At 38.8% G+C, this 24,451-nt stretch carries 16 protein-coding genes; 15 read left to right on the forward strand and 1 reads right to left on the reverse strand.

Translation table 11 applies throughout. The features are described 5' to 3' along the window. Positions 1-378 precede the first annotated feature (378 nt). The 5 genes from R2R35_RS00880 (at position 379) to R2R35_RS00900 (ending at position 5,262) form a co-directional block, all read left to right on the forward strand. Positions 379-984, forward strand: a complete 606-nt coding sequence (locus R2R35_RS00880) for a lactate utilization protein (protein ID WP_317732617.1) — start codon at positions 379-381, stop codon at positions 982-984. Positions 985-1,572: 588 nt separating this feature from the next. Further along, the gene (locus tag R2R35_RS00885) at positions 1,573-2,598 is read left to right on the forward strand and encodes a hypothetical protein (RefSeq protein WP_317732618.1); all 1,026 of its coding nucleotides are present in this window, start codon (positions 1,573-1,575) and stop codon (positions 2,596-2,598) included. Between the two features lie 332 nt (positions 2,599-2,930). Next, on the forward strand, positions 2,931-3,755 hold the full coding sequence (locus R2R35_RS00890) for a helix-turn-helix transcriptional regulator (protein WP_317732619.1): 825 nt from the start codon (positions 2,931-2,933) through the stop codon (positions 3,753-3,755). 61 nt (positions 3,756-3,816) lie between these two features. Then, on the forward strand, positions 3,817-4,758 hold the full coding sequence (locus tag R2R35_RS00895) for a hypothetical protein (RefSeq protein ID WP_317732620.1): 942 nt from the start codon (positions 3,817-3,819) through the stop codon (positions 4,756-4,758). Positions 4,759-4,848: 90 nt separating this feature from the next. Further along, positions 4,849-5,262 (forward strand): hypothetical protein, encoded by a 414-nt coding sequence (locus R2R35_RS00900; RefSeq protein ID WP_317732621.1) that lies wholly within the window; start codon positions 4,849-4,851, stop codon positions 5,260-5,262. 251 nt (positions 5,263-5,513) lie between these two features. Here the strand turns inward: R2R35_RS00900 and R2R35_RS00905 are convergent, their stop codons facing one another. Next, on the reverse strand, positions 5,514-6,077 hold the full coding sequence (locus tag R2R35_RS00905; RefSeq protein ID WP_317732622.1) for a TetR/AcrR family transcriptional regulator: 564 nt from the start codon (positions 6,075-6,077) through the stop codon (positions 5,514-5,516). 135 nt (positions 6,078-6,212) lie between these two features. On the opposite strand from R2R35_RS00905, the gene R2R35_RS00910 reads away from it, so the two are divergent. The 10 genes from R2R35_RS00910 (at position 6,213) to R2R35_RS00955 (ending at position 24,401) form a co-directional block, all read left to right on the forward strand. Further along, the gene (locus R2R35_RS00910; RefSeq protein WP_317732623.1) at positions 6,213-7,205 is read left to right on the forward strand and encodes an alpha/beta fold hydrolase; all 993 of its coding nucleotides are present in this window, start codon (positions 6,213-6,215) and stop codon (positions 7,203-7,205) included. 39 nt (positions 7,206-7,244) lie between these two features. Further along, entirely contained in the window at positions 7,245-7,721 is a 477-nt protein-coding gene (locus tag R2R35_RS00915) for a hypothetical protein (protein ID WP_317732624.1), read from the forward strand. Between the two features lie 1,145 nt (positions 7,722-8,866). After that, positions 8,867-9,946 (forward strand): cohesin domain-containing protein, encoded by a 1,080-nt coding sequence (locus R2R35_RS00920; RefSeq protein WP_317732625.1) that lies wholly within the window; start codon positions 8,867-8,869, stop codon positions 9,944-9,946. Between the two features lie 582 nt (positions 9,947-10,528). Beyond that, complete coding sequence (locus tag R2R35_RS00925; RefSeq protein WP_317732626.1) at positions 10,529-13,201, forward strand: endo-1,4-beta-xylanase; 2,673 nt, start codon at positions 10,529-10,531, stop codon at positions 13,199-13,201. A gap of 168 nt (positions 13,202-13,369) precedes the next feature. Then, a complete protein-coding gene (locus R2R35_RS00930; RefSeq protein ID WP_317732627.1) occupies positions 13,370-15,730 on the forward strand; it encodes a non-reducing end alpha-L-arabinofuranosidase family hydrolase in 2,361 nt (786 codons plus the stop codon). A 121-nt stretch (positions 15,731-15,851) separates the two neighbouring features. Then, positions 15,852-17,345 (forward strand): carbohydrate-binding protein, encoded by a 1,494-nt coding sequence (locus tag R2R35_RS00935; RefSeq protein WP_331670194.1) that lies wholly within the window; start codon positions 15,852-15,854, stop codon positions 17,343-17,345. Beyond that, a complete protein-coding gene (locus tag R2R35_RS00940; RefSeq protein WP_317732628.1) occupies positions 17,342-19,330 on the forward strand; it encodes a carbohydrate-binding protein in 1,989 nt (662 codons plus the stop codon). Before R2R35_RS00935 ends, R2R35_RS00940 begins: the two co-directional genes overlap by 4 nt. 1,563 nt (positions 19,331-20,893) lie before the next feature. Then, positions 20,894-22,597, forward strand: a complete 1,704-nt coding sequence (locus R2R35_RS00945) for a response regulator transcription factor (RefSeq protein WP_317732629.1) — start codon at positions 20,894-20,896, stop codon at positions 22,595-22,597. A gap of 749 nt (positions 22,598-23,346) precedes the next feature. Continuing rightward, a complete protein-coding gene (locus R2R35_RS00950) occupies positions 23,347-23,787 on the forward strand; it encodes a MarR family winged helix-turn-helix transcriptional regulator (RefSeq protein WP_317732630.1) in 441 nt (146 codons plus the stop codon). A gap of 116 nt (positions 23,788-23,903) precedes the next feature. Continuing rightward, positions 23,904-24,401: a GNAT family N-acetyltransferase gene (locus tag R2R35_RS00955; protein ID WP_317732631.1), complete on the forward strand. Its 498-nt coding sequence runs from the start codon at positions 23,904-23,906 to the stop codon at positions 24,399-24,401. The last annotated feature ends 50 nt before the right edge of the window (positions 24,402-24,451 follow it).

A 24,451-nucleotide genomic window follows, 5' to 3' on the forward strand; every position in this document is an offset into this window, starting at 1 on the left:
TCGCATAATGTGGGTTTTATAATGAAATTATCAATATGAATGATTTAGAGTCTCTTACTAATTTAGAATCTCTGTCACTTAGCCGGGTTAAAGTTCCTGATTTGAGTGTCTTGAGAAATAAAAGAATTAATCTTATGGGAAGTAGAAATTAAAAACGGGGATTTTTCCGCTATATCAGATTTAACTAATCTGGAAAGCTTGGATTTGGGTCTAAATGACATAACAGATATCAGCTATCTGAAAGCTTTAATAAACCTTAGAACATTGTCGCTGTATCAAATTAAAATAAGTGATATCAGTCCGCTTGCTGATTTGATTAACTTAGAAGAGTTGAATCTAAGATTGTAATAAAAAACTAATACCAAAAGGAGTACCGCAATGGAATTTACAAAACTCATAAATAATCTAGAATCCCTAGGATATACCGTAAGTGAATTTAATGATGCAGAAGAAGCAACTAAGTATTTAGCTAATCAACTGAGTGATAGAACTATTGGAATTGGAGGTTCGGTTACTGTAGAAGAAATGAACCTGTATGATGCACTGGTGTCTCGCAATGATGTGTATTGGCATATGCGATTACCTGAAAATATGAGTGTCATGGAAGCAAGAAAGAGAGCAAATCTGTCCGATTTATATATTTCCTCGGTAAATGGAATTGCTGAAACAGGAGAAATCATCAATATAGATAATACTGGAAATCGTGTATCAGCAATCAGTTTTGGACATGATAAAGTTTATTTCATTGTTGGTGAAAATAAAATAGCTTCAAGTTATGAAGAGGCCTTAGATAGAGCAAGAAATATCGCCGCACCCCTTAATGCCAAACGTTTAGGCGTAAAAACGCCATGTGCGATAAAGGGTGATAAATGTTATGATTGTAAAAGTCCACAGAGAATATGCAGAAATTTTTCTGTACTATGGGAGAAACCTACAGGGAGTGAGTATGAAGTTATATTAATTCATGAAAAGCTTGGATATTAGATTTCATGGTAAATTATACCATATTTAAACTATTTCTTGTCTATTTTTTAATTGAAAGGTCCGATTCTTGCTAAAATAATAGAAGAGCACCTTGTAACCTTAATCCATTAATACGGAATATGAAAACTAATCACATTGTGTTTGGCGTAATCGTTAAAATTCAGAGGATTTTTAACTCAAATTGATGAGTTAAAAATCTTCTTTTTATGGAAAGTTTTAATGGCAAGTTTTAAATGAAAAATCAAACTTAGAGTTCATCAAAATATAAAGCAATTTATCCATTATGGTAGCTGCTTCGCTGTCCCGTTCCAGACTACAAAAAGGCAGTGTACAAAGTTTATACTCTGTATTTATCTACTCTTTATAAAAGAAAAAGGAAATATATGTGCCAGTGAAAGCTGTTTTTATGTTATAATATGGATATAATTCCTTTCAGATTTTGCTAGATTGCTTCTTGAAAACTAAATTTTATCGAAAATAGGTGAGGAATTTATTGATTATTACATGAAATTCCCCGTATTAATAGGGCTGAGGTGTTAGAAAAATGCCTGAAATTTGAATGATTAAAAGGAAATGGTGAAAGAAAACATGAAAAAGAAGATAGCTATATTTTTATTAAGTACATGTATCGTGATGACTGGCTGCAGCTATGAGAAATCAATAAAGGAAAACCAGGCAGCAGTGGAACAAGCTGACGCAAAAACAGAGGATAATATAAATAATACAGTGAGTGAGCCGAAATCCGAAGAGGATGCTACGCAAGGCAATTTGAGTGCGGACATCTTGGAAGAACAGATTAAGGAGCAATCCTTTGATATTGAATTAGACAGCTGGGGGAATGTGACCTTTGCGTCTTTTCTGCCTGTGGCAAATGAGAACGGGGATGGGGATGTACAGTTCAGGCTATTGAGCGGGAAGGATATTATCTATCACTTTCCAGGTATAACAGAGGATAATCTATGTACCGGACAGACCTTTAAAAAAGTTATTGCAGTTGCTTTTAAAGATTATAATAAGGATGGTAAAAGGGATATTATTATTATCAACGAATATGCGCCTCAGACTGGGCCGAATAAAGAGGATAGCTATAAGCAAATCAGGGCTTACACGCAAGAAGATGGGAAAAAAGAGTTTCTTATTGACAGCAATATAAGCGAATACCTGAACAAATATTTTTATAATGATACCATTGATTCCGCAATGGAGGGAATAACGAAATATCAAAAGGAAATGGGAGAAGAAGCGATTTATTATGGTGATTACTCCATCGTTAAATGTGTTGGAACAGCCCAGGTATATGCCATGTCACAGGAAGAAATAGAGGAAGTAATAGGAAATGAATTAAGTTATGCTCCCGTCTCTTTCGCATGGAATGGAAATACAATGAGTACAAGCTATAGTGAGGAAACTTATTCTGCAGATCAATTTTCAGAGGACTTTGGAATTCAGGCATCAGAACTGGGCATGAAAGAAAAGGAATTTTTGGCAGTGTCTGTTTTAACAGAAGGAGATTTTATCGGGCAGAATTTTTATGTTATAGATGAAAATAATCTGTTGGTATATTATGAGGGTGTATTTTTCAAAGCAGAAAGGTTAGCGCTTAAAACCGACTGAAACGCCAACCATAAGTTACCCGTCTGGGTTGCTATTTCGAAGAGGCTCTATGTCCTGAAAGAAATAAAAAAAACTGATGATTACATCCCACAATTGCTGGTGGTTTGTCTAAAATACAATTCCTCACAATCGTTAGCGATTGCGAAGCAAAGATTTATGTTGTACTGTGAAATATTGAAATTTTTGCTTTGGTAAGTGAATGTGAATATGAAAGAAAAAGCAAAGATATATGTGATTGAACCGATTGCATTCTTTCTCTTCATTTTTTTAGTATGCTAATTTATATGTTAAAGAGATAGCATATATTTGACGAATTGAAAGGAGACATATATATGATTTCTCAGGAAAACATAGAGTTTTTTCAAGGAATTACGTTGTGTAGAGGAAATGATTTTATTAACCTTTCGCCGCATCACATGTTAAAACCTTATATATCCTGTTATACAATATCCAGTCCCATAAAAATGTCGAAGGATTATACAATTTTGCCAACAGCTAGTTCAACAATAGTTATTTCCGTAAGTACTAATAAAGTAAGTAGCAGTTTACGAGGCGTAAACACAAAAGCGTGTAATGTTGGGGAACATGCAAACAGGATGAAATTACTGCTATTAATTGAATTTCATTCTGGTTGCTTATATCCGTTTATTCATGCAAACCAAAATGACTTAATTGATAACTCATTTGAGCTGTATGATATAGATAAAACGCTGGCGCAGGCAATTGAAAGTGAACTCATTAAGTCCGAATGTATCGAAGATTTAGTAGAAAAGCTAGACAAGATATTTATTACCCGATTAAGTGATTTTCGTATAGGAAACGGGATTGCAGCAATGACGAATAAAATTTTCATGCATAACGGTAACATTAGTATAAGAGATTTATCGATGGAATGCTGCTACAGTGAAAAACATATAAGACGGTTGTTCTTACAATATGTTGGAGTTTCTCCGAAGAGCTTTTCACGTATTGTACGTGTTAATTATGCTTTGAGGCTATTACAGAACAATCCAACGCAGCTCATAGATACAGCTACACAAGCGGGCTTTTTCGATCAACCTCATTTTAATCATGATTTTAAAATGATTTGCGGGTTATCACCGAAAGAGTATATACAAAACATATCCCTTTTTTACAATGATGTATTTAAAATGTAGAGTATACTTTAGGAGTGATTATATTTTATTAGGCGTGATTATATTTTAGGAGGTATTAGGAATGAAAAAACTTAGTAAGCAAGCATTTGAAGAAATCCGGATATGGATTTATAGGAATGCAAGGCAGTTTGAAATAGCATTATGGCAATATTACTTTGAAAAGGGAAGTAAAGAGACTGTTTTGTCTGCATTATTGCTGTATCAAAATGATGACGGTGGCTTTGGAAATACCTTTGAGCCTGACAGTTGGAATCCTAACTCTTCGCCGTATACGACACTGCATGCGGTAAGTAAATTAAATGATATCAGTTTTATGGATAAAAATCATCCAATCATCCAGGGAATATTTAGATTTATAGAAAGTGGTATGCACAGTGATGACGATGGTTGGCTGTTTAGCATTCCAACAAATGACGATTATCCACATGCTCCATGGTGGACATATGATAGTGAAGCCAATAAATATGAGAACATAGGAGTATCTGCGGGACTTGCCTGCTTTATTTTAAAGTTTGCAGATAAGGATTCTATCATTTATCAAAGAGCCTTAACGATTGCCAATAGATTGATTGATAGGCTTCATACGCCTGGAAAATATGGAGAGATGGGCGTAGGCGGATATCTGGCTTTAAAAGATATCTTATTTCAACTTGGTATGGCGGACAAGTTTGACTTGGAATTTCTATCAAGTACTGTTAAGAAACTTGTTAATGATTCAATGGAACGTGATACTTCGAAATGGGGACTTTACGGCAAAAAACCATCTGATTTTATAAAATCACCAGATAGCGAATTTTATAGAGGTAACGAGGAAATTTTACAAAGGGAACTAAATTATATAATAGATAGTAGAACTAAAAATGGTGTTTGGGGAATTACATGGAGTTGGTTTGAAAACAATGAAAAATATCCTAAGGAATATGCAATATCCGAGAATTGGTGGAAAGCTGATGTTGCGATAGAGAAAGTTAGACTGCTGAGAAATTTTGATATGATTGAATGATTTTTTGAATTTATGATTTTGCAATATTCCAATTACAATTTTAGTTTGTTGAAAATATGAACTTGTGAAAATAAGGATGGAGGATATATAATGGACAAGCTTGAAAATTATAGTAACAGGGGTTATTCAATAGTAGAAACCGAAATGGTTTATTATTCACCGGATATGGATAAAACAGTTAAGTGGTTCGTGGACATTCTTGGGTGGTACGGTAACGTATTCGACAGGAATGAAGATAACATTGGAACATACGGTTTTGTTTCAGATTTACCTCAGGAGATTATTTATTCAGGCGCAGTTCCAGCGAGGACAATACATATCTGGCAAGGAGAAGCGTTGGAGAGAGTAATAGCCTTTATAAAAGTACGAAATGTCGAAAAATTACACGATTATGTTATAAGGCATGGTTGGAATAAAATAAGTGATATATACGAATCAGCTGCAAGCCCTAAAACTTGTGAAGTTACAACAATTGACGGCAGCGTTTTATGGTTTTTTGAATGATAACAAAGAATGGTAATAACATTTCTTGAAGATGTACCTTATTGGCAACCATTATTCTACATACTGTCCGCACAAAATTAGAAATAAATACGGAAAAGATAAATCAAATTATAACACCCTATAAGCACAATTTTCACAGAGGTAAAAGGCATATGAGAGGCTATGTTTTTTTTAGAGCATAGCCTTTTTTTATTACCGGATGCAAAGCTTTCACTTTAGATAATCCGCTTTTACAATTAGACCGTGGACAATCAAAGTATATTTTCCATTATCAGCGTTTTTAAATATTGAAGCAAACTGGCTGACAAAACGTCCGGGGCCGGCTTCATATCATGCTTAAACCATTCCATTAAAACGGTGATGCTGGCAGTATACTTAATTGACGAAAAATAATCTCCATACCCGGTTTCTGGATGATTAAAATGCAGATTCTCTACAGGGGCCAGAATTTTCTGCATAGATTCATTAATAATAAAGTGTTTGTTTGCCTGAAATATTGCTCTTATAATAGATGGATTAACATACCAAAATCTTAAAAAGGGTACAAGGAATGTTCTTGTCTCTCTTTTTCCGGTATCTGAGTATTCTTTTAAGTACACTAGCAAATCTCTAAATTTGTCGTCACACTTTTTTCTCAGTATGTCATCAATTGTATCGTAGTGCCTATAAAAAGTGACTCGCCCTATTTTTGCTCTTTTGCAAATATCAGTTATGGTTATTTTTTCGTAAGGAAATTCCATCATTAACTGCTCAAGAGCTTCATAAATCCATTGGCTGCTTTCTCTTGAGCGCTTATCGTGGGAAATATGATACATGTTTGCCTCTCCTGTTCCACAACGCTTCAAATCGTTGATAATTAATTATAGATATGGTATCATACCAACAAATATAATACAAGTGTATCGAAATGTTATATAGAACGAACTGATAGTTGATGGAGAGAATTAAACATGAAGAGATTATTAAGGATTATAAGCATTATTTTTGGCTCTATATTGGCAATCGTTGTATTGTTCATTTTTATTTTTACACCAATAAGGGCAAGTGTACTCACAAGCAATCAAGAAAAATTCAGACAGCAGACACAGCAGAATCATGATCAGATTGACAGCAGATTTAGCCATTTTTATAAGACGGCGGGGGGAGTCAACTGGCACTATATTCAAGCGGGGAACCCTGACGGAGAAGTGATTCTACTTGTTCATGGATTACCAGAAGGATATTATTCCTGGGAAAAGGTGATACCTTTACTGGATCAAAACTATCGCATCATTGCAATTGATATGAAAGGTTATGGCCGGTCAACTTCAGAGGATCAAAACTATGAATGGCACCATGTAGCGGATCAAACATTGGCGCTTATGGATGCAATTGGTGTAAAAAAATTCAATGTTGTAGGGCATGATTGGGGAACAATTATAACTAGTATCATGGTTGGGGATCATCCAGAGCGTATATTAAGCTACACACGCATGGAAGTAAATCTTTTTAAACCCGAGAATGCAGGCAAACAGCCGCAATGGAAATTCTTTAAAAGCAGCTGGGTTGGAAATTACGTGCTTCGTGATGCGGAATGGTTTATTAATACGGTATACAATGACAAGCGCATGACCTCTAAACTCTCTGAAGCTGATAGGAACTACTTTATTTATGAGTTTTCAAGGCCAGGAGTGAGTGAAGCAACTGCCAAATACTTTCTAGAGGAAAATCGAGATTTTGATGCCTTATTTGATAAAATAGCTTATAATGACTTTCCCTTTCCGGTGATGCAACTACAGGCAGATTGCGACCCTGCACAGCCGATAGAGCTGTTTGAGGACATCCCCGAGCGCTGTAAGAATGTGTCACTAAAGGTTGTTAAAAACGCAGGACATTTTAGCAATTTGGATCAACCGCAGCAAGTTGCTGATGCAATTAATAATCTGGTTCATGGCATTCACTAAAAGTGAATAAGTGCGAATGCTGAAAAGGAGAAAAAATTTATGAAGAATATTCTTGCAAAAATATTTCCTAAAAATATTACGAATGATTACGAAGGCTATACCATTGCTGTTTATACATTTCTTTTGTATTCCGCGGTGAGCATAGTGAGAAGTCTTATCCACTTCTTTGCACCGGATGGCGGCGCAGGAAGCATTGCTCATATTGACTTATCGCAAGGCGGGGATAATATTATCTTTGTTTTTGGCCTTTGGGGCTCCAGCCAGTTGATGATAGCATTTGTACAATTACTGGTAAGTATCCGGTATAAATCCTTGCTTCCATTTATGTACATTTTGCTGTTTCTTGAATATTGCTTCCGGGCATTGCTTGGTATCATGAAACCTCTTGTTTTTGCAGCAGGTGCTGGGACACCCCCGGGAGGATATTTGGATAAAATTATGATTCCCCTTGCTCTGATTATGATTGTTATGAGCTTAGCACCTAAAAAGAAAAAACTAAATCATACTAATAAGTGAGTCTTTAACCCAATAGGGATTAGTCTTTGAAATGAGAGGGTCAGCACCCTGTCCGAAAAAAGTGAACAGTTTTTGACCATCGGAAGCTTCATCGCACAGGGAGAATCCGAAAGTAGCAATATTATCTCTAGGCGAAGTCCATGGCATCATCATCCCCTAATAATATGCTATGATTTCAAAGATAAGATAAAGTGAGTAGGGGGAGAGTCTTATCCCAATCCTTCATAAAGCCTGAATTTCTAAATACTTTATCTTTTCATAAATCTCATAGTTTTTTAGGATTTCGTGATATCCTCCACAAATAAGCGACAATATACATTAATTTGGAATTTTCTATGACGTAAACAGAAATATTAAAGTACCTTTCCATGGAGAGGACAAGTTTTTATGCACGAAAAAAAAGCAATCAAGTTATTTGTAATCGCACTTTGGAGATATGCGTTACCACTGTACTAGGTTATTTTTCTGTTCATTTTCCATAATATACGGCTATGAGAGAGCCGGGAATGACAATTTATGTTGCTGTTCCCGGCTCTTTTTCTGTATTAGCTGTCTTATTCCTGATATTTATCAGTTAGCATTTTTACACTGGAAATATAACAAGTAAATAAATGAAAACAAAGTAAAAATATGTATATAGCAATAAGATTATGCTCAGTTTATTATATAAATAAAGGAAGCTGATATGCATGGTCTTTTTTTGCAATTGTCTTAAATTGTGCTCATGCACCAAAGAGAGAATTTATGTTGGGCAGTTAATGGTTTCGAAAGAAAAAAAGTTTGAAGAGGGGTAAGAGGTTTTTCGAAGAAGGTTAAATGTTGCTTTTACATATGTATCATAAACATGTAAGTTACTTAAGCCCAGTGATATAAAAGGCTGTAGCAATTTGCATGCGAAATTGGATAAGTAAATATATTCACGTGTCGAACTCAACAGACTTACTATAAAACAAGCAAAATTAATGTTCAGCTTTGTTGAACGCCAACTTGATTTATGAGAGAGGTAATGTAGGCTCCGATATTAACTGCTAAAAAAATATAAACTTATCCGGATTGGTGCACAAATTTGGACAATTTATATTTTAAGAATGCAAGGTAAAGGGGTTTTCCATACATTAAAACAATAAAAATAGGAGGTTACCATCATGCGTAAAAAGTCAATTGCTTTTTTAATAACGATGATCATGTTAATTTTGTTATGTATTCCACAGTCAAACCCTTTTGCAGCGGATGCAGGTATCAAAGTTCAGCTTGTTAATGGTACTACATCTGCAGCATCTAACACAATCGCTCCAAAGTTTAAAGTAGTTAATACAGGTAGTTCCACGATAAATCTCGCAAATTTGACATTAAGGTATTACTATACCGTAGATAGCGAGAAGCAGCAAAATTTCTGGTGCGACAGCTCTGGTATGATGAGCGGTGCGAACTATATAGATGTTACAAAGAATGTAACGGGTAAGTTTGTAACAATGAGTACAACTGCGCAAGATGCAGACTATTATCTTGAAGTAGGTTTCAGCAGCAGTACAGGAAACCTTGTTGCGGGATCCTCCTTAGAGGTTCAAACCAGAATAACAAGGTCTGATTGGAGTAATTACAACCAGTCAAATGACTATTCTTTTAACTCTTCTGCTTCAAATTATGTAGATTGGGAAAAAGTTACTGCTTACATGAATGGAACTCTGGTATGGGGGAATGAACCCGGAGGACAGACGCCTACGCCAACAACAACACCAACAGTAACACCAACAGTAACACCTACACCAACTGTAACACCTACGGTAACACCAACACCGTCAGATAAATTGGAAGTAACTATAGGAACAGTCACCGGTAATGTAGGAGATACAGTTACGATACCTATCAGCTTTGCAAATGTGGCGAAGGTGAAAAATGTAGGAACCTGCAACTTCTATGTGAATTATGATACGAACTTGCTGGAGGCAACATCGGTAACTGCAGGGGATATTATTACAAACGCAGGGGTTAATTTCGACAGCTATATCAATAACGGAACCATCAGCTTCCTCTTCCTTGACAACACCATTGGCAGCGAGCTGATTACCAAGGATGGAATCTTTGCTGCCATCACATTTAAATTTAAAGGTGCTTCAGGTTCGACAGCATCTTTGACAGTGAAGACAGGTGGTGCTTTCGGTGATGGCAGCATGAAGAAGATCACAGATATTAAGTTTACCGATGGAAGCGTAAAAATCAACTAATCAATATTGGGTGATATCCCTGTTGCCATGCAGAAGAACCATGCCAGTAGGTATTATTCGAAATAGAATATGGAAATGCGAGCGTAGAACAACATGACTATGCCTTGATAAAAATGTATCTTCTTGAGTCAAGTAAGAATTTTTCCGAACAAAATTACCTTATTCTCTTTAAAGATCATATGCGCTATAAGTGATTCTTCCCGTTGGGAAATCGCACTTACCTAACGGAGGAGGAAGCTTAGGAAGCGTGTGTGGATTATTCTGAAATAAGTTAAACTGATTTATTATGCAAAAAAGTAGCAAAAGATGCGGTTAATTGTCGGTATTAATCGCATCTTTTGGACTATTTTAATCTTACAGGAGATCTCATCGGAGATGAGAGTGTGTCATGCTGCCGTTTATCTCCCCCTTTGGGATATCGGCGGTTTAAAGATAAGTTTATTTTATTATACACAATAAGGGTGTGAAAGGGGGGATGTGAAAACTTAAAGATAAGCAATACAAGTGCAGGTACTTACTAAAGATGAATTATCTAAAGGTAGGTTTTCTGTTAAATAACAAAAAAAGAAAGGGGAAATTAAAATGGAATCAAAAATCTTAAGGAAAGAAATAAGCAGGAAATTGAGACGAACATTTTCCATTCTCGTTGTACTTCTTGCTGTACTTCTCGCAATACCTGTATGTCAAGCGGCGGCGGAAACGCTCCCAACCCTTCCACCGTCAGGCTATGACCAAGTCAAGAGCAACATTCCACACGGTCAGGTCAGCTATATTACTTATCAGTCCACGGCGACAAACAGTCAGCGGAGGGCAAGAATTTACCTGCCTCCAGGGTATTCCACGAACAGCAAATACAGCGTCATGTATTTATTGCATGGCATTGGCGGGAATGAAGACGAGTGGTACAACAACGGTGCACCGAATGTCATCCTTGACAATCTCATTGCTGCTGGTAATATTCAACCCTTTATCCTTGTATTACCAAATGGGAATGCGACGGGAACAGGAGTATCGGATGGGTGGGAGAATTTCACGAAAGATTTGATCAATTCTCTTGTACCCTATATTGAATCACACTATTCCGTTTATACTGATGCTAAGCATAGGGCGATTGCCGGCCTTTCACAGGGCGGCGCCCAATCGCTGAATATTGGGTTGCCGAATGTGGATAAATTCCCCTATATCGGTGGCTTTTCCTCCTCACCCATCACCAAACAGGTTAACCAGCTGTTTCCTGACGGAGGGACTAAGGTTAAGGCGAATTTAAAGCTGCTGTTTCTCTCCTGCGGAACCGCAGATGGCCTTATATCCAATAACAATAGAGTAAGAGATTATTGCAAGTCCAATAATATTCCCTACACGGAATGGCTCCTTCAGGGTAACGGCCATGATTGGAGCGTGTGGAAGCCAAGCCTGTGGAATTTTGCCCAGATGGCGTGCGCAGCAGGATTTACGGAGCAGACCACACCAACATCAACGCCTACACCAACGCCTACCCCTGGCCCAAGATCGGCCTTTACACAGATTGAAGCGGAAAGTTTCGAAAACCAGTCGGGAGTCCAAACCGAAACCTGTACCGAAGGCGGAGAGAATGTAGGGTATATCGAGAATGGGGATTATGTAGTTTACAACAATATCGATTTCGGCAGCGGTGCGGCAAAGTTTCAGGCCAGAGTAGCCAGCGCCACCAACGGAGGGAATATTGAGATCAGGCTGGATAGTATTACCGGCACTTTGATCGGAACTTGTCCGGTTACAGGAACCGGCGGTTGGCAGACTTGGACCGATGTAATGAGCAGTGTCAGCGGGGCAAGCGGAAAACATAACGTTTATCTGAAATTTACAGGTGGGAGCGGATACCTATTCAACCTGAACTGGTTCAAATTTGCTACAGGAAGTAATACAGGAAGCTTGGGTGATTTAAACTCCGATGGGACAATAGACTCATTAGATTTAATGTTGATGAAACAATACCTTTTAGGATTGGAAACCCTTAGTAATCCAACTTTGGCTGATTTAGATGCGAGTGGCAGCGTCGATGCGCTTGATTATTCGCTGCTCAAACAATATTTACTGGGTATTATAAATACGTTCCCTGGACAAATTGCAACCCCTACACCTACATCCACCCCTACCCCTACATCCACACCTACTCCGACACCCACAAACCCTCCAGTTTCGCCAACACCAAGCAGCGATTCCCTATTGAATTCAAATGGAAGACTATTCGGGAATTCGGGTGCTGCTGTAAACTCCAGCCAATTGAATAATGCGTCAACACTTGCGGCTATAAAAACCCAGTATAACAGCATTACCATGGAAAATGAGATGAAGCCGGAGGCGGTTCTCTCCTCCAATCTCATCTCGGTAGCTCAGGCGAAAACTAACGGATACTATATTCCTTCAAACTATACGGAAAGTACGGTACCTACATTTAATTTCAATACGATAGATTCTGTCATGAAAATTTGCGCTAACAATGGATTGAAACTTCGTGCCCATACGCTGGTATGGCATGCACAGACGCCGGATTGGTTCTTCAGGACAGGCTACAGTGGAAGCGGAGCCTATGTAAGCCAGACAGTCATGGATGCCAGAATGGAAATGTATATAAAAACTTATATGAACCATGTACACAAAAGCAATTACGGAGGTGTAGTATATGCCTGGGATGTAGTAAATGAATACTTGCATGCAGGTTCCAACGGTGGTTGGGCAAAAATATATGGTTCAAATTTAGGAACATCACCTTCCTACGTAAAGAAGGCATTCCAATTTGCACGTGAATGCTTGGATTCCAATGGGTTAACCGGCAAAGTCAGCCTATTTTATAACGATTATAATGAATATGAAGTAGCGGATCAGATTGTTTCCATGATTAAATTCATCAATTCAGAGAAAAAGCTCTGTGATGGTGTTGGTATGCAATCCCACCTGGATACAGGCTATCCGTCGATGTCCCTATACAAATCCGCCATGCAGAAATTCATGAATGCAGGATTGGAGATGCAGATCACGGAGCTTGATGTGACCAATACTTCGGATAGTGTACAGGCAACCTATGTTTACGATTTGATGTCTGCTATCATTTCAGCGAAAAAAGCGGGCGCAAATATTACAGGTGTTACCTGGTGGGGTTTGTATGACAGCATATCCTGGCGTTCTTCACAGAAGCCGCTGCTCTTTAGTGCCTTGAATACTCCGAAAGCTTCTTATAATAAATCGCTGCAGGCGTTTAAAGATGCCGGATACTAAAAGGTATCATAGACCTTAGGCTCAATAATGGCTATTCATCCTGACACTAGAGGCAAAGTGCTCTTCTAATAATGAATACGCTTTACCTCTAGTGGTGTATTCCCATGGTACATAACCTGGGTTCAGAGCTTTAGGGAGTGTCCTATTTTAAAAAGGGAGGTTATAATTATGAAACAATGGATAAAAAAGAGTTTTACAGTGATTATCGGGTTGGTTTTAATAATATTATCCTTTGGTTCTGTAGTGAATGCAGCACCGAACGCCAATCCGACATGGTATGTGGATGCACGAGTGATTAATCACAGACAAGCAGTTCCATATGATTATTACGCGGCGAAAGACCCGACGATCGTTTACTACGGAGGCAAATACCATGTGTTTTACACCGGTGCAAATCAAAGCGGAGGATGGCAGATGCTTTATACATCCGCGAGTACGATTCCCGAACTAAAAAACGCGCCTCGTACCTATATGAGTAAAATCGGCGAAAGCTATTTTTGTGCACCGGAAGTATTTTATTTTGAGCCTCAGAAATTGTGGTATCTCGTCTATCAGGATGGAACTTATGGGGCAGCCTATTCCACAACGACAAATATAGCGGATCCCAATTCGTGGTCCGGACCGAAATCCTTTGGCATATCCGGGAACATGGGATGGGATTATTACATTATCTGCGACGATTCTTATGCCTATATGTACAACACACCCGATAACGGCTCGGGCAATCTGTATGTACGCAAGACATCCCTAGCGAACTTTCCGAAGGGCTTTAGTGCCCCTACAGTTGCTATATCCAACACGTTTGAAGGTTCAGAGGTCTATAAATCACTTGCCGACGGAAAATACTATCTACTGGTAGAAGACCAGAAAGACGGTCGGTACTACGAATTATGGACGTCAACAAGCGCCGGGGGACCATGGACGCAGGTTGCCGAGAAATGGGCATGGCGCGGTAATCTCTCTTACAATGCAGACAAGTGGACCACCAACGTTTCCCATGGTGAGTTGATCCGCGCAGGATATAACCAGAAACTTGAGATTAATGACATCAACAAAGTTGATTTCCTCATTCAAGGAACTACCAGCACATCAGGAGAATATCAAAAGATTATCTGGGATCTAGGTGTCATCAGAAATTACACCGGCAGTACACCTACTCCAACTACGACACCCACTCCAACCCCTGATCCGAGATCAGCTTTTACACAGATCGAAGCGGAGAGCTTTAATGATCAGTCGGGAATCCAGACTGAAACCTGTACCGAAGGCGGAGAGAATATCGGGTATATCGAGAATGGGGATTATGTAGTTTACAACAATATCGATTTCGGCAGCGGTGCGGCTAAGTTTCAGGCCAGAGTAGCCAGCGCCACCAACGGAGGGAATATTGAGATCAGGCTGGATAGTAATACCGGCACTTTGATTGGAATCTGTCCGGTTGCAGGAACCGGCGGTTGGCAGACTTGGACCGATGTAATGAGCAGTGTCACCGGGGCAAGTGGAAAACATAACGTTTATCTGAAATTTACAGGCGGGAGCGGATACCTATTCAACCTGAACTGGTTCAAATTTGCTACAGGAAGTAATACAGGAAGCTTGGGTGATTTAAACTCCGATGGGACAATAGACTCAACAGATTTAATGTCGTTGAAACAATTCCTTTTGGGATTGGTAACCCTTAATAATCCAACATTGGCTGATTTAGATGCAAGTGGCAGCGTCGACGCGCTTGATTTTTCGCTGCTCAAACAATATTTACTGGGTATTATAACTACTTTCCCCGGACAAAGTCCCACCCCTACGCCGACAACAACTCCAAGTGCTGCTAAATTCCACTGTTTTCTGTTATTAGGTCAATCCAATATGGCAGGTTATGCTTTGGCGCAAGCTTCTGATAAAGTGGAAGATCCCCGCGTGTTGGTATTGGGGTATGATAATAATGCTGCACTCGGGCGGGTAACCGATCAGTGGGATGTGGCATCTCCACCTCTTCATGCTTCCTGGCTTGATGCAATCGGCCCTGGCGACTGGTTTGGCAAGACCATGATACAGAAAGTCCCGGCGGGTGATACGATTGGACTGATACCCTGCGCCATCAGCGGTGAAAAGATTGAGACATTTATGAAGTCGGGAGGTACCAAATATAATTGGATTATCAACCGTGCAAAACTTGCACAGCAAAAGGGAGGCGTCATTGAAGGCATCATTTTCCACCAGGGCGAATCCAACAGCGGCGACCCGAGCTGGCCCGGCAAGGTAAAAACACTGGTGGAAGACCTTAGAAAAGATCTGAACCTGGGGAATGTTCCTTTCCTCGCCGGTGAACTGCTTTACAGCGGTCCTTGTGCAGGTCACAATACGTTGGTAAACCAACTGCCTTCCCTGATTACGAATTGCTCAGTAGTCTCTGCAAGTGGTCTGGTTGTAGATTCTGGCGATACACAATACCGTCTTCATTTTAGTCATGATTCATCCGTTACCCTGGGCAAGCGATATGCTGATAAAATGATTCAAGCCCTCGGCTGGTGAGTTGGTATGTAAAATAAAAACTAGGAGGAAACTACAGCATCACCAGTATAGTGTATTCTAATCATGCTACTGGGTATTTTTTGGGGGATAGCAGCGATAAAAAAGAAAGGGGATATAAAAAATGAGACTAAAAACCTTAATGAACAAAATTGGCAGGAAAATAGTACCAGCTTTTTTCGTTCTTGCAGTACTTATGGCAATGCCTGTAAAACCGATGGCGGCGGCAGCGCTCCCAACCTTGCCGCCAACAGGATATGACCAAGCCAGGAATAATATTCCACATGGGCAGGTCAACAGTATTACTTATCAATCATCAGCGACAAACAGCCAGAGGAAGGCGAGAATTTACCTGCCGCCAGGATATTCAACAAGCAATAAATACAGCGTCCTTTATTTATTGCACGGTTACGGCGGGAGTGAAGGTGATTGGTTTACAGGCGGAGGCGCAGCCAATGTCATTATCGACAACCTTATTGCCGATGGCAATATTCAGCCATTTATCATTGTAACACCAAATGCTAATACATCATCAATATCGGATGATAAGCTTCCGGATGATATACTCAACAGCCTTATACCATACATCGATTCACACTATTCCGTTTATACTGACCGCCTTCACAGAGCAATTGCCGGTCTTTCGTATGGTGGTCCGCAATCCTATAATATTGGGTGTACAAATATGAACAAATTCGCCTATGTAGGAGGTTTTTCAGGCGGCGGACCTGTTGCCTATCCGACCAGCAAGTTGTTTCCAGATCCAGCAGCTACCCGTCAGCAGATGAAGCTATTGTTTCTTTGCATTGGAACCAATGATAATTTATCTTACAGTGACGGTATCGCTAATTTTTGTAAGAGCAATAATATCACTTGCACCTATTATCAAATTCCAGGAAGAGGTCATGATTGGACTGTTTGGAAACCAAGCCTTTGGAACTTTTCGCAAATGGCGTGTGCGAATGGATTTACGGATTATGGAACGCCAACTCCTAGCCCAAGATCGGCATTCACACAGATCGAAGCAGAGAGTTACGACAGCCAGTCGGGAATCCAAACCGAAACTTGTAACGAGGGCGGACAGAATATCGGGTATATTGAGAATGGGGATTATGCAATCTACAACAATATCGATTTTGGCAGCGGTGCGGCAGGCTTCCAGGCTAGAGTAGCTAGCGCCACCAGCGGAGGGTATATTGAGATCAGGCTGGATAGTCTTACCGGTCCTTTAATAGGGACTTGTGCAGTCACCGGAACTGGTAATTGGCAGACTTGGACTGCTGCAACGTGCAATGTTAGCGGAGTAAGCGGAAAACATGACTTATACCTGAAATTCACGGGAGGAAGCGGCTACTTATTCAATCTTAACTGGTTCAAGTTTACCGGTGGAAATGTAACCGCCGGAGATCTAAGTGGAGATGGGAGTGTCGATGAAACAGACTATGCTCAGATGAAAATGTATCTTCTTGGGTCAATTACAAATTTCCCAGAACAAAACCTTGTGGCCGGGGACTTAAATGCTGATGGTACAATTGATGCACTTGATTTTGCCGTTTTAAGAAAATACCTGCTGGGTACTATAACGAAGTATCCTATTGAATTGGAGGTAAATCCATGAAAAAGGTATGTGGAGTTGTAGCTTTCCTGTTTGTTATTTCCCTATTTCTTTCAACAGTGTGTTATGCAGACAATCCCATCGTACAAACGATTTATACAGCGGATCCTGCCCCGATGGTCTATAACGGGACTTGCTATTTGTATACCACTCATGACGAGGACACCATCGTCAATAATTTCTATACCATGAATGACTGGAGATGCTATTCATCCACCGACATGCAAAACTGGACAGATTATGGATCACCGTTGTCTTACAAAACATTTAGTTGGGCCCAAGGTGATGCATGGGCTGGGCAGGTTATTTCCAGGAACGGGAAGTTTTATTTCTACGTTCCAATGACCCGGAAAAACGCCGGGGGCGCAAGGGTAATCGGTGTAGCGGTATCAGACAGCCCGACCGGGCCGTTCACCGATCCTCTCGGGAAACCTTTAATCACCAATAACGGGGCGCAGGATATCGACCCTACCGTATTCATTGACGACAACGGACAGGCGTATCTCTACTGGGGGAATGGTAACCTCTATTATGTGAAGTTAAATCAGGATATGATTTCATACTCAGGCAGTATTGTCCAGGTATCTCCGAAACCAGCGAGTTTTACCGAAGGTCCGTGGTTCTACAAGCGTAATAATTTATATTACATGGTATACGCAGGTATGACCGGAGGATCCGAAAATATCTCTTATGCTACCAGCAATAGTCCTACCGGGCCATGGACTTCCAAGGGAACTATTATGGGTTCGCAAAACAGCTTTACAAACCATCCGGGAGTAGTCGACTATAGGGGAAATTCCTACCTCTTTTACCATACCGGTAATTTACCGGGAGGCGGAAGCTACCATCGTTCTGTTGGTCTGGAGGAATTCAAATACAATGCAGATGGCACAATTCCCAGTATTCCAATTACCAAAAATGGACCGAGCCAGCTTGGTAATCTAGACCCATATGTCAAAACTGAAGCTGAAACAATTTGCTGGGAATCCGGTGTTGAGACAGAAAAATGCAGTGAAGGCGGAATGGATGTATGTAATATCGAAAACGGAGACTGGATAAAAGTAAAAGGTGTAGATTTTGGTTCCGGTGCGGCATCTTTTGAAGCAAGAGTAGCTTCGGCAACTAACGGAGGGAATATTGAACTCCGCCTTGACAGCGCGACCGGGAAACTGGTGGGAACTTGTGCTGTTTCAAGTACCGGAGGTTGGCAGACCTTTACAACTAAGTCCTGTAATGTAAGCGGAGCAACAGGAGTACATGATCTATACTTAAAATTTACTGGCGGAAGCGGTTCTCTCTTTAACTTCAACTGGTGGAAGTTCACCGGTACAGGTGTAACACCCACGCCTACGCCTTCTCCAACTCCAACTCCTGGTCCGACATCAGCTTTTTCACAGATAGAAGGGGAAAGCTACAGCACCCAGTCTGGAATCCAAACGGAAAGCAGCAGTGAAGGCGGGGAGAATGTGGGGTATATCGAAAACGGTGATTATGCTGTTTACAACAATATCGATTTCGGCAATGGTGCAGAAAGTTTTAAGGCTAGGGTAGCCAGCGCCACCAGCGGAGGTAATATTGAGATCAGGCTTGATAGTCTTACCGGTCCTTTACTAGGGACTTGTCCGGTTGCCGGAACCGGAGGCTGGCAGACTTGGGCTGATGCAACGTGCAGTGTTAACGGAGTAAGCGGAAAACATGACTTATACCTGAAATTCACAGGAGGAAGCGGCTACTTATTCAATCTTAACTGGTTCAAGTTTACCGCAGGAAGTGTAACCGCCGGAGATCTAAGTGGAGATGGGCGTATCGATACAACAGACTATGCTTTGATGAAAATGTACCTTCTCGGGTCTATTACGGATTTCCCGGTGCAAAATGACCTTGCGGCAGGGGACCTGAATCTTGACGGTACAATTGATGCACTTGATTTTTCCATTTTCAAGAAATACTTGTTGGGTATTATTACGAAATTACCTTATTTGCCTTAAAAATGTGGGCTCTAAAGCTGTTTTTCACAATACCTGTTAAATTAAAATAACTCCATCGTACATTGATTATTTTAAAGCGACACTGATAATCAATTCCCTAACCATCTTATCCATGATCTCGTGAATTGATTGCTCCACTTCGGCGAGTTGTTCTGTGTACATTTCAATCTGCTTTATCGATTGCCAAATCTGTAAAAGATAGGGTATTATTTTTAATACCGGCCGATTGCGATGCAAGCTATTTTTAATGTACAGCTGTAGACTGTTTAAAGTGTCTGTTAGTACTTAGATAAAAGATTGGTAAGCCTTGTGAGATGCATTCTAGCAATTCTGTCGGGATTTGGTTGTTCTTTTAATAGAGCAAAACAAGCTTTTCCGTGAATACCGGATGTAAAGAAATACTGGAGTTCAGGGAATAACATATCCACAAGTTGAATTTTAACCTTTGTCCTTGCCTTCATAAGTTTTTGATGGAAGAGACAGAGGTTTTTTTATTGCAAAGAATCATAATCGCATTCTGAAAACAGACGATAGTGATTTAGAGTTAATGCTTTCATAATGAGATCAGTATCCACCGAATCCGTCTTTGTTTAACGGATGTTCGATTTTCAAAAGAGAGGAAATTTGAATAGGATTAATAATACAAATATGAAACCCTCTTGTAAAAAGGAAATATAAAATCCCAATTTCCTAAATTACTTAATATGTTCATACGTATTCTTCATGTGCTAATACGATTCTAATCCTTCATGTAACATAAATATTCACTTCGGAATCAATTCCACCCATAATTATATCAATCATGGTTTATTCTCTGAACGGTTAGCAGGTCAGTTATCAATCCTGCAAAAGAATTGTTAATTGGTTACTAAACTGCAATACATGCTCAACTGTCAAGAGGATTTTTGATTGCCATAAATAATACAGTAAGAAGCAGTAAAATTTTGATTGATATGGCGATAACACCCATTCATGGATACTTATCTGAAATATATTGTAAATATATGTATATGGCAGTATAATATTATTGACATCCAAAGTGGCTAGAAACTAAGAGACACATAAATCAGGTATACCACATCAGAAGATTCTTATGCAGCGGGCTGAATAAAGCAGCTACAATCATTAATTAATCCCCTTTTTCTTAATATTAGTTTATCAGCAAAAAAATCATGACCAGAATAGGGGATGAAAATCTCATTCTGTTAACAAGGCATCTTAGTGAATACAAAAAATAAAAATACAAGGGCTCATGCTAAATTCATTCATAACATATGGAGCCGAACGTATTTCTAAAAAGGGATATCCTTTTTATCAGCTTTTAGAAAACTGAACATGAACAAACATAATTATATGGTTAATGTAACTGTCATGACTATGCTGGTGTGTTAACTTTGAAAAGTACACTTATGTGCAATAAGTAAGAAATGGGGGTGACTAAAATTATCAACTGTCATCGGCTTGTTAAACTGGTAGATGGCTTGTTATGTTTTACAGATTTCTATATTTATTTGGGGGAGCAATAGGCAATATTAAATATCAAAATACCGAGGGGGTATAAATATGTACAGATTACTGATTGTGGATGAGGAAGAATTTATTGTAAATGGGTTATATGAAGTATTTATAAACAGAGAAAATATGGATTTAGATATCTATAAGGCATATTCAGGCGAAGAAGCAATAAAATGGCTGAACAGAACCAGAATTGATATCGTGCTTACAGGTATTAGTATGCCTGAGATTAATGGTTTGCAATTGCGGGATGTAATATATAGGAATTGGCCTCAATGCAGGGTTATATTTCTTACCCGTTATAATGAATTTAAATATATATATAAAGCAAATCTGCCCAATGGCATAAGTTATATCAGGAAAACAGAGAAACACGAGAAACTAATAAAGGCTGTTGAAAATGCCATTAAAGACATACAGAATGGAATAAACATAGAGAAATTGATCCATACGGCTAACGAACAGATGAATATGGCACTTGAGTTATTTCAGAAGGACTACTTATTACATTTGCTCCATGAAGATCCGTCAGAAATAACGAGGTCCCAATTTAAACAACTTGAAATTTCAATGAATCCGGACAAGCCGGTATTATTGCTATTGGGTCATGTTGACAATTTCCCAACTGATTTATCCTATAGCAGCAAAATGCAATACCTGTATTCCGTAAGACTAATGATTGACCAGTATCTGAGCACCAGGATTACTAGTGTCTGTGTAATGGACGAAAGTTATAGATTTGTTTTGTTCCTGCAACCGAAGGATTTAGTTAAAATAAGCCAGCTTCAAACAGAACTGATAGCTGATTATAAAAAAACGATTTCATTCCTGAAAGGAACCCTTGAGGTGATTCAGTCTGTGTGCCGTGAGTCTCTAGATACCTCCATCAGTTTTGTATTAAGTGGTGAACCCAGCAGGTGGGAGCACCTATCAAAAAAATATTATTCTCTGAGTCAATTACTGAATTACCGAATCGGCACAAATATAGAAATGCTATTAGTAGATAATGAACTTAAAAGCGATATTATCAATACCAGCTCGGAGGTGCCTGAACTGGAAGCCGATATCAAAGTACTGGAGCTGATGATTAGGCAGCAAGGAATGGAAACCATAGAATTATATCTTGAGTCAGGACAAAAGGACAAGTTTTTTGAAACCTTAACAGAATGGGTGATACCTTTAAAATTAATGAAGAGTAAAAACAGCAATGCAGCTATAGAAGCCTATTATAGGATTTCCTTAACTCTTTTGTCTTATATCAACCGCTGCAAGCTTACTGAAAAAATCGCCTTCCACCTCGATCAGAATAGACTGATGCGGATCGATAAATTTGAATCCTGGGAAGAAGCGGTAGCATATCTATATCAACTATCTGATCTAATTTTCTCTCTCCAGAGCGAAGAGCAAAAAAAGAGAGCGTATAAAGCAATCAGCTATATACAAAAATTCATCGAGAAGCATATGGATGAAGATCTTTCTCTGGTAAGACTTGCAGAGCAGGTCTTTTTAAACCCGTCTTACCTATCCAGACTTTACAAACAGGTCATGGGGGTTAACATTTCTGAATTCATAGATAGTGTCCGGATAAAAAGAGCGAAGGAACTATTGGAAAATGAAAATGTTAAAATCTACGAAGTTGCTAAAATGGTCGGTTACGAAACAGCAGCCTCCTTTACAAGATTTTTTAGGAAAGCTACCGGTCGTTCACCACAAGAATATCATAATGAAGTATTATCAAGCAAACATGAGTAAAGCTGGTAAGATAAGAAGACACCTTCTGGCAAATGGGTAAATAAATGATAACGAAGTAAAAATATTTCTATAGTAATAAAGTACAGATAGACCGTATGAACGACTACCGGTTTTACGGCGCAAAGCAGATTGTCCATGCAAATTATATTCAGGTGTTAAAAGCCTTGTTTTAGTCTAAATGAAATATCCGAAATTTTTTGGGTTATCCATTTGGGGTTATTACAGTCTAAAACTCATTGTTTTACGTGGGAAAACTAAAAAGTAAACGACATAACTATAATTATTAATTAACCCTTTAAACATAAGTGTTTGAGTGGTAATGTCGTTACTATTATTAAAACGACATTACCACTACAACGACAATTGAAAGCATCGTAGTATTGTCATTAGGTTAAGAACTACAATATAGTTGTGAAATATCACATCTAAATCCGCCCGTTTTCGTGATGATGGAAGATAGCTTCTTTCATCAAAAACACAGTATTATAGGAATAAAAGAGCAATATTTTAGTTATAACGATAGATATAACAGAAATTACATAATAAGTTAAAAAAATATTTTTGGTTATGTAGTGTCGAATGAATTAAATTTGGTTCACTTTTATTGTTGTGATTTATATTTGATTCATAATTATTATATTGAATTATAATTGATTCATAATTGTGGTAGAATATAGGGTGAGATTTTTTTAACACAACAGTTGCATAAAGCAACAGTTGTATGTTATTATGATTGTGAGGTGATAGAAATGGAAAGCCAAGGAAATAATGTATTAAGAGAACTTTTAAGAATTTTAGTAAGAGATTTAGGTATTTTAGAAAAAAGTGATGCCTCTTGCTGTGGTATAAGTATAGCCCAGTGTCATGCCATTGTTGAGATTGGTAGAAGAGGAAAAATAACCTTAGTAGAGTTAGCTGATTTATTGGGACTGGATAAAAGTACTATGAGTCGAACAATAAACAATCTTGTTGAAGCTGATCTTGTACTTAGGGAATTGGATATGGAAAATAGACGGTATGTAATCATTCAGTTAACGGATAATGGAAGAACTATATTTAAAAATACAGAAGAGAATATGAACAGCTATTTTCAAAGCGTTTTTAGCTCCATTCCGGAGGATAAAAGGAATCAGGTCTTAGAAAGCCTGCAGCTACTAACGAGTGCTGTTGAAGCAAGCAGGCGTTGTTAAACATTTAATAACATGAAAGACAGTAGGAGGAATAAAAATGTGGAGCTCATAAAAGGTTTCATATAAGATATCTGTTGGTGCACACGTTAAGGCATATTAATAAGGAGACTGAGAAGATGGACTATATTTTAGATGAGATGAAGGAAGCAGATTGGAACCAGGTTGTTGCTATCTACACAGAAGGAATCAATACAAAAATAGCAACATTTCAAAATTCTGCACCAAGTTGGGAAGAGTGGAATAATGGACATAGCAAAGAATGCCGATTAGTTGCAAGAAAAGGAGATAAAATACTTGGATGGGCTGCAATATCTCCAGTTTCTAGCCGATGTGTATATGCAGGTGTGGCTGAACTTAGTATCTACATATCCCCTGAATGTCGTGGACAGAAAGTCGGAACAGAAATTCTAAAGGAGCTTATCAAATTATCTGAAGAAAATGGTTATTGGACATTGCAATCAGGTATAATCCGAGAGAATATTGCAAGCTTAAACTTACATAAAAAATGTGGTTTCAGAGAGATTGGTTATAGAGAAAAACTTGGTATGATGGATAATGGTAAATGGCATGATGTTGTATTAGTAGAAAGAAGAAGTAGTAAAATAGGCAACTAATAGGAGGCGATATTATGGTAGCATTAATAGGAGTTATGTTACTTTAGCTC

Source organism: Anaerocolumna sp. AGMB13020 (genome assembly GCF_033100115.1).
GTDB lineage: Bacteria > Bacillota > Clostridia > Lachnospirales > Lachnospiraceae > Anaerocolumna.

Bases quoted from the DNA above. Each gene is read 5' to 3' on its own strand.
- R2R35_RS00880 (WP_317732617.1), top strand. From the start codon at position 379: ATGGAATTTACAAAACTCATAAATAATCTAGAATCCCTAGGATATACC.
- R2R35_RS00885 (WP_317732618.1), top strand. From the start codon at position 1,573: ATGAAAAAGAAGATAGCTATATTTTTATTAAGTACATGTATCGTGATG.
- R2R35_RS00890 (WP_317732619.1), top strand. From the start codon at position 2,931: ATGATTTCTCAGGAAAACATAGAGTTTTTTCAAGGAATTACGTTGTGT.
- R2R35_RS00895 (WP_317732620.1), top strand. From the start codon at position 3,817: ATGAAAAAACTTAGTAAGCAAGCATTTGAAGAAATCCGGATATGGATT.
- R2R35_RS00900 (WP_317732621.1), top strand. From the start codon at position 4,849: ATGGACAAGCTTGAAAATTATAGTAACAGGGGTTATTCAATAGTAGAA.
- R2R35_RS00905 (WP_317732622.1), bottom strand. From the start codon at position 6,077: ATGTATCATATTTCCCACGATAAGCGCTCAAGAGAAAGCAGCCAATGG.
- R2R35_RS00910 (WP_317732623.1), top strand. From the start codon at position 6,213: ATGAAGAGATTATTAAGGATTATAAGCATTATTTTTGGCTCTATATTG.
- R2R35_RS00915 (WP_317732624.1), top strand. From the start codon at position 7,245: ATGAAGAATATTCTTGCAAAAATATTTCCTAAAAATATTACGAATGAT.
- R2R35_RS00920 (WP_317732625.1), top strand. From the start codon at position 8,867: ATGCGTAAAAAGTCAATTGCTTTTTTAATAACGATGATCATGTTAATT.
- R2R35_RS00925 (WP_317732626.1), top strand. From the start codon at position 10,529: ATGGAATCAAAAATCTTAAGGAAAGAAATAAGCAGGAAATTGAGACGA.
- R2R35_RS00930 (WP_317732627.1), top strand. From the start codon at position 13,370: ATGAAACAATGGATAAAAAAGAGTTTTACAGTGATTATCGGGTTGGTT.
- R2R35_RS00935 (WP_331670194.1), top strand. From the start codon at position 15,852: ATGAGACTAAAAACCTTAATGAACAAAATTGGCAGGAAAATAGTACCA.
- R2R35_RS00940 (WP_317732628.1), top strand. From the start codon at position 17,342: ATGAAAAAGGTATGTGGAGTTGTAGCTTTCCTGTTTGTTATTTCCCTA.
- R2R35_RS00945 (WP_317732629.1), top strand. From the start codon at position 20,894: ATGTACAGATTACTGATTGTGGATGAGGAAGAATTTATTGTAAATGGG.
- R2R35_RS00950 (WP_317732630.1), top strand. From the start codon at position 23,347: ATGGAAAGCCAAGGAAATAATGTATTAAGAGAACTTTTAAGAATTTTA.
- R2R35_RS00955 (WP_317732631.1), top strand. From the start codon at position 23,904: ATGGACTATATTTTAGATGAGATGAAGGAAGCAGATTGGAACCAGGTT.